Annotated in this window: 7 protein-coding genes and 2 pseudogenes; 4 read left to right on the top strand and 5 right to left on the bottom strand. The window is 63.6% G+C overall.

What is annotated here, in order from left to right; genetic code table 11:
* The 3 genes and pseudogenes from QZL63_RS07350 to QZL63_RS07340 form a co-directional block, all read right to left on the bottom strand.
* Positions 1–1,115: pseudogene (locus tag QZL63_RS07350) on the bottom strand (alkaline phosphatase); the annotation flags it as partial.
* A gap of 13 nt (positions 1,116–1,128) precedes the next feature.
* On the bottom strand, positions 1,129–1,983 hold the full coding sequence (locus tag QZL63_RS07345) for an endonuclease/exonuclease/phosphatase family protein (protein ID WP_022308676.1): 855 nt from the start codon (positions 1,981–1,983) through the stop codon (positions 1,129–1,131).
* Positions 1,984–2,006: 23 nt separating this feature from the next.
* Positions 2,007–4,889, bottom strand: coding sequence for a GH92 family glycosyl hydrolase (locus QZL63_RS07340; RefSeq protein WP_022308675.1), 2,883 nt, complete (start codon positions 4,887–4,889; stop codon positions 2,007–2,009).
* A 221-nt stretch (positions 4,890–5,110) separates the two neighbouring features.
* Between QZL63_RS07340 and QZL63_RS07335 the strand changes: the two genes are divergently transcribed.
* A complete protein-coding gene (locus QZL63_RS07335) occupies positions 5,111–6,289 on the top strand; it encodes an AraC family transcriptional regulator (protein ID WP_022308674.1) in 1,179 nt (392 codons plus the stop codon).
* A gap of 123 nt (positions 6,290–6,412) precedes the next feature.
* Here the strand turns inward: QZL63_RS07335 and QZL63_RS07330 are convergent, their stop codons facing one another.
* Both QZL63_RS07330 and kbl read right to left on the bottom strand, forming a co-directional pair.
* Positions 6,413–6,886, bottom strand: coding sequence for an Lrp/AsnC family transcriptional regulator (locus QZL63_RS07330; protein WP_022308673.1), 474 nt, complete (start codon positions 6,884–6,886; stop codon positions 6,413–6,415).
* Between the two features lie 16 nt (positions 6,887–6,902).
* Positions 6,903–8,090: a glycine C-acetyltransferase gene (gene kbl, locus QZL63_RS07325; RefSeq protein ID WP_022308672.1), complete on the bottom strand. Its 1,188-nt coding sequence runs from the start codon at positions 8,088–8,090 to the stop codon at positions 6,903–6,905.
* Between the two features lie 304 nt (positions 8,091–8,394).
* Between kbl and QZL63_RS07320 the strand changes: the two genes are divergently transcribed.
* The 3 genes and pseudogenes from QZL63_RS07320 to QZL63_RS07310 form a co-directional block, all read left to right on the top strand.
* Entirely contained in the window at positions 8,395–9,816 is a 1,422-nt protein-coding gene (locus QZL63_RS07320) for a TolC family protein (RefSeq protein ID WP_022308671.1), read from the top strand.
* A gap of 414 nt (positions 9,817–10,230) precedes the next feature.
* Complete coding sequence (locus QZL63_RS07315; RefSeq protein WP_022308670.1) at positions 10,231–10,653, top strand: Fur family transcriptional regulator; 423 nt, start codon at positions 10,231–10,233, stop codon at positions 10,651–10,653.
* A 135-nt stretch (positions 10,654–10,788) separates the two neighbouring features.
* Positions 10,789–11,386: pseudogene (locus tag QZL63_RS07310) on the top strand (efflux RND transporter periplasmic adaptor subunit); the annotation flags it as partial.

The following is an 11,386-nucleotide window of genomic DNA, read 5'->3' as shown; positions in this document are numbered from 1 at the left end:
CCCCCGCCCGGCGAGTCGGTCGTGAAGGCGCCGAGGGCGTTGTTCCGCTGCAGGCCGATGTAGTTGAAGTTCATGAGCGTCAGCCCGCAGTTGGCATAGGCCGCCGCAGTGATCTGCGACAGCCCCATGCCGTCGCCGATCAGGAAGATCACGTTGCGGATGCGCCCCTTGCCGCCGTCGTTGCGGTGGGTCGGGCGGTAGGTGTCGATACCTTCCGACAACTGGAGCTTGTCGTTCTGGAAGCCACGGAAGTCGCGCGTCGTGCGGTCGAGCCGCTTGGTGCCCGTGACGCCCGCCGAGGCCGCGCGGCGTTCGCCGATGCGGAAATTCTTGTTGCCGAAATCGGCAAAGAAGGCGGCGCACACCTCCGGGTTGTCGGTATTGATGTAGTCGATGCCCATGTCGTAGAAGGTATAGTAGACGGTCGTCCCCTCGGGGGCGTTCCAGAAACGCACGGGCTTGCCCTGTTCATGCGCGCGGTCGATCACCTGCTCGAGCCGCTCCTTCTCGGCCGGGATGATCGTACCCTTGCCGTTCCATTGCGAGAAATCGCGGAAATTGGTACTTATCAGCGCGATACGCTCCAGCTGTTCGGGGGTGTAGTCGGCATCCCATGCCCCGTCGAAGCCAAGGAAACGGGGATACCGGTCGAATGCCTCCGGAGCCGGGACGCGCCCCGTCACGGCGACACGCACCGCCGCGGGGTTCACTTCGGGGTCGAAAACCTCGGGCCAGCGGCCCAGCAGGGCGGCGACGGCCCGGAGCGTCGGATCGGTCTCCGACTTGAGCTCAACCATCAGCTGCAGCGTCTGGTCGCTGTCGCGGAAGGCCCGGCCGCCGTTGCGCGCGAAGAGCGTCACGATCGGCTCGACGTAGAGTGCCTCGAAAGTCATGTCGGCACGGAGATCCTCCACGTCGTGTCCGACGAGCAGCTGCCCGTCGTGCAGGAAGACGTCGGCCTCGATCGACGAGACCTGCTGTGCATAGGCCTGATAGAAGGGCACGCGCTGCGCGTAGTCGTTGTGCGAATGGATCAGCACGGGGGACTGGGCCGCAGCCGCGCCGCAGCACGTCAGCGCGAGGGCCAGCAACAGATGGCGGAGATTCGTTTTCATGCGAAGGTCAATTTTAACGGGTGAATGTCAGGCGGGCCGTCACCGGAGCGTGGTCCGAGAGGTAGCCTCCCTCGTACAGGTCGGGCAGCACCTCGTAACGGTCGGACCGCAGGTCACCGCCGATGAAGATGTAGTCGATCAGGGGACGCTCCTCCTCGGGAATCTGCCCGAAGTCGGCAAAGCTCCACGACGGCCCGAACTTCTCGGCCGCCACCTCGCCGGTGCTCTTCAGCAGAGCCCCTTCGACGACATGGGCAATGACCGGCGAGTCGGGTTCGGCGTTGAAATCACCCGTGAGGATCACCGGACGGTCGCCGCGCAGCGTCTCGATACGCCGGAGCAGCAGGGCAACCCCCTCGCGGCGGGCCTGTTCTCCCACATGGTCCAGATGTGTGTTGATAAAGAGGAACTCCCGGCCGTCGCCGCCTCGCCGCAGGACTACCCACGTGGCCAGGCGTTCACAGGCACCGTCCCAGCCTTTCGAGCCGGGCCGCTCGGGCTCCTCACTGAGCCAGAAGGTCCCCGAGTCGAGCAGTTCGAAGGCGTCGGCACGGAAGAAGACGGCATTGAACTCCCCGGCGCGGTCGCCGTCCTCGCGGCCTACGCCGACGGAACGGTAATCGGGCAGCAGGGCTCCGAGGTCATCGTACTGGTTGGCCAACAGCTCCTGCGTGCCGAAGACATCGGGTGCCTGCTCACGGAGCATCGCGGCGATGCGTTCGCGGCGGAACCGCCAGTTGTTCTCCCCGTCCTCGGGGTTGTCGTAGCGCATGTTCATCGTCATGACGACAAGCTGCTGCGGTTGGGACTGCCGCTCCCCGCACGCTGCGGCGGCAAGGAGGGCAAAACAGAAAAGCCATCTTTTCATCGTTGCATCCTATGATTTACAGATTATTTCACAAAGAGATTCTCCGCAGGGACCGGGCTGAACTCCCCGGACCCGGGCGCTCTCCAGCCCCACGAGAGCTCCTGGCCCTCATAGTCCTCGAAGTAGAGCAGTTCGAAGCGGTGCAGTCCTGCCGCAAGGGCCACCCGTCCGGTGGCGGTCACCGCAGCGTGCGAGCCGTCGTTATCGACCACCCGGCGTCCGTCGATCAGCAGCACGCTGCCGTCGTCGCTCTTGGTGGCGAACTCCCAGACACCCTGCTCGGGGATGCGGATCAGCCCCTCGAAGCGGTAGGCGAAGTGGTCCTCCTGCGGAGCTCCGTCGATCGAAGGCTCGGGCAGGATACCCGTGGCGACGGGGCGTTCCCCGCGGATGTCGTCCACACGCGAGAAGGTTCCCTCATAGTAGGTGTAGCGCACGCCCGGCTGCGAGGCCGAAGCGGCCACAGGGCGGAGGAACGAGGCCTTCTCGGCCCGGAGCGTCAGGGTGCGGCTAGGTGCGGCGCCCGGCTTGAAGGCTTTGGCGCAGAGCACGAGCGAACGGTCCACACGGACCGGCGCGGTGTAGAGCGGCGAGAGCGAGTCGGGCTCCGAACCGTCCAGCGTGTAGCGGATCTCGGCCCCCGGAGTCGTCGTGGCCAGATCGATCTCGATCGGCTCCGTGAAGAGGCTCACCGACTGCGTCGTATAGGGAACGGAGACCACCTCGCCGCGCGTCAGCGAATAGGGGGCCGCTTCGGGCTCCGTACCCCGGTCGAGGTTCGGCTCCTCGCAGAGCGAGAAGTGCAGCTCGCCGCCCTGCATGAGCTGCTCGTAGGTCACGAAATTGGCCTCGACAGGAACACCGTCGAGCGTCACGGCGTCGATATAGCGGTTCCGCCGCGGGTTGTTGGCCGTCACGGTCAGCGTGCGCCCGTTGGCCAGCCGCACGGTGGCCCGGTCGAAGAGCGGTGTGGTGAGCACGAACTCGTTCGATCCCGGGCAGACGGGATAGAAGCCCAGCGACGAGAAGATATACCAGGCCGACATCTGCCCGCAGTCCTCGTTGCCGATGATCCCCTCGGGCGTCGGGGCATACATCTCGTCGAGCAGGCGGCGCGTGAGTTCCTGCGTCCGCCAGGGCATGCCGACATAGTTGTAGAGGTAGGCCATGTGGTGGCTCGGCTCGTTGCCGTGTGCATACTGTCCCATGAGACCCGTGACGTCGGCTACGTCGAGCTGCATCTCCTCCGAGGTGAGCGTAAAGAGCCGGTCGAGCTCATCGACGAACGGAGTGCGGCCGCCGAAGAGCTGCTCGAGGCCGTTTATGTCGTGCGGCGCGAAGAAACGGTAGTGCCACGGCGTGGCCTCGGTGTAGTCGCGTCCGGTGGCGAACTCCTCGAAGGGGGTGGTCCACCCGCCGTCGGAGCGACGTCCGCGGAAGAAGCGGGTCGAACCGTCGAAGACGTTCACATAGTTGAGCGCCCGGCGGTAGTACTCGCGGGCCGTATCATTGCAGCCGAGGGCCTCGGCCATGCGTGCAATGGCCCAGTCATCGTAGGCGTATTCGAGCGTGCAGGAGACCGACTCGCGGGTGTTCTCCGAAGGGATGAAGCCGTTGGCCACATAGTCGTCCGAACCCTTCGCGTTGATGTTCGATGAGCGGACCATCGCCTCGAGGGCCTGCATGCCGTCGTATCCGCGGATGCCCTTCATCCAGGCATCGGCAATGACCGAAGCGGCGTGGTAGCCGATCATCGTCCGCGTCTCGCCCGAAGCGAGGGGCCAGATCGGCAGTTCGCCCGTCGCATCGTACATGTCGAGCATGCTGCACGCCATGTCACGGACCAGCGTCGTATCGACGAGCGTCTGCAGCGGATTCCAGGCCCGGAAGGTATCCCACAGCGAGAGGGTCGAATAGTGGCGCCGCCCGGCAGGCAGCGTGGCCACCGACTGGTCGTTGCGCCGGTACTGGCCGTTCACGTCGTTCATCAGGTTGGGGGTCAGGCAGGCGTGGTATTGCGCCGTGTAGAAAATCGTGCGTTCCTCGCGCGTGCCGCCCTCGACGACGATGCGCCCGAGCACCTCGCGCCACAACTCCTCGGCCCGGGCGCGCACGGTATCGAAATCGAGTTCGGGAACCTCCTCCAGCGCATTCTCGCGGGCATTTTCAGCGCTCACGGCCGAGAGACCCACAGCTGCGGTGAGCGACGTCGTCCCGGGGGCGAAGGTCAGCACCGCCTGCCGGTCACCGAGCAGCTCGACCGAAGCGAACGGCTCCGAGAAGCGGGCCCAGAACCACACCTGATGGTCGGCCACCCACCCCTGCGTGCGGCGCATGCCCGAGAGTTCGGAGGCCCCCTCCTGCCGCAGGGCGCGCAGATCGACGCGCTCGTCCGTAATCGTGTGCATGAGATCCACGATCACGCGCCGCGGGCCGTCGCCGTGGAACGTATAGCGGTGCACGCCCGTACGGGGTGCGGCAGTCAGCTCGACCGTCAGCCCCTCGTCGGGCAGTTCGACCGAGTAGTAGCCGCACGAGGCCGTCTCCCTGTCGTGCGAGAAGGCGTAGGGCTGCTCCAGGAAGGCGCCGTCGCGCACCACCTCCTCGCGGGTGGTGGGATGGAAGAGGATGTCGGCCAGGTCGGCGCATCCCGTACCGCTCAGGTGGGTATGCGAGAATCCGTCGATGGTCCGGTCGTCGTAGTGGTAGCCGGCGCAGGCATCCCAGTCGCCCGACCGCGTGTCGGGGCTGAGCTGCACCATGCCGAACGGCGTGGCGGCACCGGGAAAGGTATGTCCGTGGAAGCCCGTGCCGATGAACGGATCGACATACTCGAGCGGATCGGAAGGCTGTGTACAGGCGATGCCGGCGCACGCCAGCAAGGCGAAAACCAAGGTTCGCTTCATGGTCTGCAAGGTCAGTTTTTGTTCAGGTTGTACAAATATAGAAATACGCCGCGAACCCGTCTGCGGCGATTTGCGTCTTTAGGTCCTCATATCACGCAAAACCATCCGTTCCATACGCCCCCGACAGCCTTACGGAGTTGCAAAAGAAATACGAAAATCGCACAAAAAGACGAATTTTCCCGAAAAAAAGCTAACTTTATCCCGGAAAAGCCGCTCCCGCCATGGCACGCATCCTCTTTCTGACCGACTTCTCGGAAGCCTACGCCCGCAACCTGCTGCTCGGCATCGCCCGCTATGCCCACGCCGTCGGGCAGGCCTGGAGCCTCTGCCGGCTGCCGCTGTCGATCCGCGACAAGTTCGGCATCGAGGCGGTCATCGACCTGGCCAAAAAGATGCGTGCCGACGCCGTCATCGGGCAGTTCTACAACACGGACAACGTCGAGCTGTTCGCCCGCAACGGCATCATCACCATCGCCCAGGACTTCAAGGCGCGCTTCACGACCATTCCCAACATCACCGGGCCCCACTTCCTGGCCGGGAAAATGGGGGCCGAGTACTTCGCCAAGAAAGGATTCCGCCACTTCGCCTTCTACGGCACGCGCGACGTCGTCTGGTCCGACGAGCGCATGCAGGGATTCCGCGAAACGGTCCGTGCCGCGAACCCGTCGTTCACCTTCTCGGCGTTGTGCAAGAACACGCAGAACGCCCTGTGGGATTACGACACGAACCAGCTGGTGACCTGGCTGCAGTCGCTGCCCAAACCAGTGGCGATCATGGCCTGCGACGACAACCACGCCTACCACATCACCGAAGCCTGCCAGCAGGGCGAGGGGGGGGGTCGGCTGCGCATCCCCGACGACATCGCGGTGCTGGGCGTAGACAACGACGAGACGATCTGCCGTCTCTCCTCGCCCAACCTCTCGTCGCTCAACCAGAACATCGAACAGGGCGGCTACGATGTCGCCCAACTGATCGACCGCATCCTCCGCGACCCGGCCACCCCGCGCGAGGACGTCATGGTCCAGCCGACGCACATCGTCACGCGCCAATCGACCGACATCTACGCCAACAACGACCAGCACATCGCCGAGGTGCTGAAGTACATCCACGAGAACATCAGCCAGAAGATCACGGTGGACGAGCTGGTCGAGCTGGTACCGCTCTCGCGCCGGCTGCTCGAGACCCGTTTCAAACGGAGCATGGGCACGTCGATCTACGACTACATCCTCCAGACCCGCATCGAGAAGGTCGCCCAGCTGCTGTGCGAGGGCATGAGCGTCTCCGAAGCAGCCATCGAGCTGGGCTTCTCGGATATCAAGAACCTCTCGCGGATGTTCCGGCAACAGCGGGGCATGACCCCCTCGGAGTACCGCCGCGAGATCCTCCGCCTGAAACACTGAACCCGGCACACGCCGGGCACACGAGCCGGGCACAACGCACGGGCATGAAAAAACGAGGGGGCCGCACTTGCAAGTGCGGCCCCTCGCCGTTGTCGGACGGGCGGTCCGGAATCGCTTCCGGAATCACTCGTCGATGAAATCAATGTTGATCTCGCGCTGGAACACCTCCTGCAGCGAGATGGAGGTCTCGGTCGTGGCCAGGCCCTGGATGTGGAGGATGCTGTCGAAGATCGTCCGCATGAGGTGCTCGTTGTCCACGCAGTAGAGTTTCACCAGGATGTTGCCGGCTCCCGTGATGAAATGGCATTCCACGATCTCGGGGACCTTCTTCAAGGCATCGACGGCCTGCGAGAGCAGCTTCGGATCGCTCAGCGTGATGCTCACGTGCGCGCAGACATCGAATCCCATCATCTTGGGATTGACGATCAGACGGCTTCCGAGGATCACGCCGGCCTCATCGAGCTTGCGGATACGCTGGTGAATGGCGGCTCCCGAAATACCGCATTCGCGCGCGATCTCCAAAAAGGGCATTCGCGCATTCTTGATCAGATACTTGAGGATTTTCCGATCGATCGCGTCCAATACTGCTTTTGCCATATCGCGTCGGTCCTGTTTACTTGAGAACACCCAGTTCCTTGCCCACCTTCGTGAAGGCGGCGATGCAACGGTCGAGCTGCTCGGTCGTGTGTCCGGCCGAAACCTGCACGCGGATGCGGGCCTGTCCCTTCGGAACCACCGGATAGTAGAATCCCGTCACGAAGACGCCCTCGTCCTGCAGCTTGGCGGCGAAATCCTGCGACAGTTTGGCGTCGTAGAGCATCACGGCGCAGATGGCCGACTGCGTGGGCTTGATATCGAAGCCGGCAGCCATCATGCCCTTGCGGAAGTGCTCGACGTTGGCCACCAGACGGTCGTGGAGCTCGTTGCTCTCGGCCAGCATGCGGAACATCTCGATCGAGGCACCCACGACGGCGGGGGGCAGCGAGTTGGAGAAGAGGTAGGGACGCGAACGCTGGCGGAGCATGTCGATGATCTCCTTGCGGCCGGTGGTGAATCCGCCCACGGCGCCGCCGAAGGCCTTGCCGAGCGTACCGGTCAGGATATCGACCTGTCCGCGCAGGTTGTAGAGCTCCGTGATGCCGCGGCCCGTCTCGCCGAGCACGCCGGCCGAGTGGCACTCGTCCACCATCACCAGGGCGTCATACTTCTCGGCCAGGGCGCAGATCTTGTCGAGCGGAGCGGCGTTGCCGTCCATCGAGAAGACTCCGTCGGTGCAGATGATGCGGAAGCGCTGGGCCTGGGCCTTCTTGAGGCACTCCTCCAGTTCGGCCATGTCGGCATTGGCATAGCGGTAACGCACGGCCTTGCACAGGCGCACGCCGTCGATGATCGAGGCGTGGTTGAGTGCATCGGAGATGATGGCGTCCTCCTGCGTGAAGAGCGGCTCGAAAACACCGCCGTTGGCGTCGAAGCAGGCGGCGTAGAGGATCGTATCCTCCGTTCCGAAATAGTCGGAGATGGCCTTCTCGAGCTCCTTGTGGATATCCTGGCAGCCGCAGATGAAGCGGACCGAAGACATGCCGAAGCCGCGGCGGTCCATCGCCTTCTTGGCAGCCTCGATCAGCCGCGGATTGTCCGACAGGCCGAGGTAGTTGTTGGCGCAGAAGTTCAGCACCTTGCGGCCTGCCACTTCGATTTCGGCGCGCTGGGGCGACTCGATGATCCGCTCGCGCTTGTAAAGTCCGGCCGCCTCGATCTCTGCGAGTTCCTGCCGGAGATAATCCTTGATTTTTCCGTACATTATCGTTAAGTTTTGATGAATACTCCCGGTTTGTAGTGTCAAACTGTTACAAATATACAACTATTTTGCGATAATTTACCAAAAACGACGCACTTTTTATCGATTCCGCCCTCCAACCGTCCGACAAACCTCCTCAGCAGGATACAGTTCGGCGGGCAGAAACCCGGTAACAATCCGTCGGCGGCCCGTGCGGAGAATTCCGAAAAAAGGATTAATTTTGCACCCGGATTCGCCCCGGAGTTCCAGATCCGGGCCCGTTCGGAGAGGTTCTCCGACACACAACACCGACTCATTTTCACGTACCATGCCGCACTCTATTCGCCCCATACGGCCGCTTGCCATCCTGCTGACCGCCGCGCTCTGCCTGCCGACACTCCGCACGGCAGCGCAGCCCCTCCCCCTTTCCACATGCGGGGAGAGCGCATCCGCCGCCACATACGTCCCCGAGACCGACACGCTCCTGCTTACGGTAGAGCGGCTGCTGACCGACACGCCCCGGCTTGCGGTGGAGCGGCTGCTGGAGCTCGGCGTTAAAAACAGCCTCCGTCTCCAGGCCGGCCGCATCGAGGAAGAGGCCAGCAGCGACCGCAGCCGCACGGCCCGCACGGAACGTCTGCCGGAGGTGAACGTCGGCCTCAAGGGCGGCTTCGTGGGGCAGCCCGTCGTCTTCGAACACGGTCTGAGCGACGCCTCCTATCCCGATGCCCCCGACTGGTCGCAGAACTACGCCATCGACATCGTCCAGCCGCTCTACGAGGGCGGCCGCATCCGCGGCAGCATCCGCCGGGCCGAAATCGAGGAGCGGATCGCCCGCCTCGGCACACAGGCCGACTGTGCGGAGGTGAAACTCGAGTTGCTGCGCCAGTACATGGACCTCTTCGCCCTGTGGAAACAGTGCGACGTGCTGCGCCGCAACATCGAAGAGTCGGAGCGGCGGCTCAGGGACATCCGGCAGATGAAGGCCGAAGGTCTGATCACCAATAACGACGTGCTGCGCAGCCAGATGCGTCTGACCGACGACCGACTTTCGCTGCGCGAGGCCATCGACAACGCCCGCATCGCCTCGCAGCGGCTCGACATCTGGATGGGGATCGACGAGGGGACGATCATCCTGCCCGACGCGACGCTGCTGCACCTGGCCGTAGAGCCCACCCCCTACGAAGCCTATGTCGATGCCGCCTGCGAGAACGACCCCTCGCTGCGCGTGCTCCGGGCCCAGACCGACCTGGCCCGCAACGAAGTGCGCCTGGCCCGGGCCGCCTACTACCCGACCGTCTCGCTCTACGCGGGCAATGCCCTGGCGCGCCCGATCGCCCGCACGCTTCAGGACCTCTACAACAACAACTGGAACATCGGACTCTCGATCTCCTACCCGCTCTCGGCGCTTTACCGCAACCGCCACAAGGTGCGGGAGCAGCAACGTTACGTCGAACTGGGGCGCAATGCCGAGGAGCAGCGGCTCCAGCAGGTCCGCATGACGGTGCGCACGGCCTTCCTGCGCCACGAGGAGGCGATCGAACGGGTCCGGACCCTTGAACTGTCCGTTCGCCAGGCCGAGGAGAACTACCGCATCATGCAGAACCGCTACCTCGAACAGCTGGCCATCCTGACCGACCTGCTCGACGCCGACAGGCTGCGCCTCGAATCGCAACTGCGTCTGACCACGGCCCGCACGGAGGTGATCTATACCTATTACGAATTGCAGAAGGTCTGCGGACGGCTCTGAAAAAGAGTTCCGCGCCATTCCCCTTCCCGGGCCTCCGATCCCGTTTTCACTCAATGCCTTGTCCCGTCCGGTCCGTTCGGCCCGAAAAAATCCTCCGTTTCGTTGTATTAATATAAAAAATTGCATATTTTTACAATAAAATATCCGACAACCTCTTGCGTGTGTCGCGGAATTATCGTTTCTTTGTTCCAGGCAATCGGGATTTCCGTTCCGGCGAACCGGTTCCGCTCCGGTACACGATCCGAGAGATACATTCTGCACGATTCGCCGATCGGCAGAATGGGTGTGACGCAACACCGGCGGGCGGGACGGCTTCGACCGTCCCGCCTTTTTTCGCCCCCGGGACAAAAAAACGGCCGAAAATCCGACAATAAGTACTATTTTTGCATCGTATACCGCGTCACCCGACCGCCAATGGACAACAGCAAATACATCGAACGGCTGGAAAAACGGGGCATCAAGCCCACGGCAAACCGCATCCTGGTGCTGGAGGCGATGCTCGCCGCATCGCGGGCCGTCTCGCTGGCCGAACTGGAGGGCATGCTCGGGACCGTGGACCGCTCGAGCATCTTCCGTACGCTCGGCCACTTCCTCCAGAACCGCCTGATCCACGACATCGAGGACGGGAGCGGATCGGTCAAGTATGAGGTTTGTGACAGCGACTCCGCCTGCTCGGTGGCGGACATGCACGCCCACTTCTTCTGCGAGGTGTGCCACCGGACCTACTGTCTGAAGAAGGTCCAGATCCCGGTCACGACTCTCCCCGAGGGATTCGTCATGCACTCGGTCAATTACACGGTCAAGGGCATCTGCGAGCGATGCTCGAAAGCCCGCTGACGCCTCCCCGACCGTAAGACGCCCTTTCCCGGCCCGCACACGCCGCCGCCCCGGCAACCGACGGATTTGCAACCCGGTTGCAGGGACGAAAGGTTATCTTTGCCCCGGAAATAAAAAAACAATCGATAAAAATCCATGAAAACGAGAACCCTTATGGCCCTGCTCGGCTCCCTGGCGCTGGTCGCCTGCCACGGCACGGGTCCGCATAATCATGCCCACGAAGAGCACGATCCCGCCGTGGAGACCCACCTCCACGAGCACGAAACACCGGAAGAGCACGAGGCCCACGGACACGAAGCCGAAGCCGGGCACGGCCATGCCGGCGAGATCTCGCTGCCGGCCGAAAAGGCCCGCGCCGCAGGCGTCGTCGTGGATACGGTCGTCCGCGGCCCCTTCCGCGAGGTGATCGTCGCCAGCGGCCGCATCCTCCCGGCCCCGGGAGACGAGAAGACCGTCGTGGCCTCCGTCCCGGGCGTAGTCTCCCTCCCCGGCACCCTCACCGAAGGAGCGCAGGTGGACGAAGGGAGTGCATTGCTGCACGTCTCGTCGGCCCACCTGCAGGATGGCGACCCGGTCGAACGGGCCCGCATCGCCTATGAGACGGCACGGGCCGCCTATGAGCGAGCCGGCAAACTGGTCGGCGACCGGATCGTCTCCCAGAAGGAGTTCGAGACCGCCCGCGCCGACTACGAGACCGCCCGCCTGGCCTACGAGGCCCTCGGTGGCGGCAAAG

It is taken from the genome of Alistipes sp. CAG:268, from assembly GCA_000434235.1.
In the GTDB taxonomy this organism is placed as follows: Bacteria; Bacteroidota; Bacteroidia; order Bacteroidales; family Rikenellaceae; genus Alistipes; species Alistipes avistercoris.
The sequence above is the reverse complement of the archived record's forward strand: the minus strand, read 5'-3'. Positions and strand labels throughout refer to the sequence as shown.

Excerpts from the sequence above, each read along its gene's own strand:
- QZL63_RS07330 (WP_022308673.1), bottom strand. The coding sequence starts at position 6,886 with ATGGCAAAAGCAGTATTGGACGCGATCGATCGGAAAATCCTCAAGTAT.
- QZL63_RS07345 (WP_022308676.1), bottom strand. The coding sequence starts at position 1,983 with ATGAAAAGATGGCTTTTCTGTTTTGCCCTCCTTGCCGCCGCAGCGTGC.
- QZL63_RS07335 (WP_022308674.1), top strand. The coding sequence starts at position 5,111 with ATGGCACGCATCCTCTTTCTGACCGACTTCTCGGAAGCCTACGCCCGC.
- kbl (WP_022308672.1), bottom strand. The coding sequence starts at position 8,090 with ATGTACGGAAAAATCAAGGATTATCTCCGGCAGGAACTCGCAGAGATC.
- QZL63_RS07315 (WP_022308670.1), top strand. The coding sequence starts at position 10,231 with ATGGACAACAGCAAATACATCGAACGGCTGGAAAAACGGGGCATCAAG.
- QZL63_RS07320 (WP_022308671.1), top strand. The coding sequence starts at position 8,395 with ATGCCGCACTCTATTCGCCCCATACGGCCGCTTGCCATCCTGCTGACC.
- QZL63_RS07340 (WP_022308675.1), bottom strand. The coding sequence starts at position 4,889 with ATGAAGCGAACCTTGGTTTTCGCCTTGCTGGCGTGCGCCGGCATCGCC.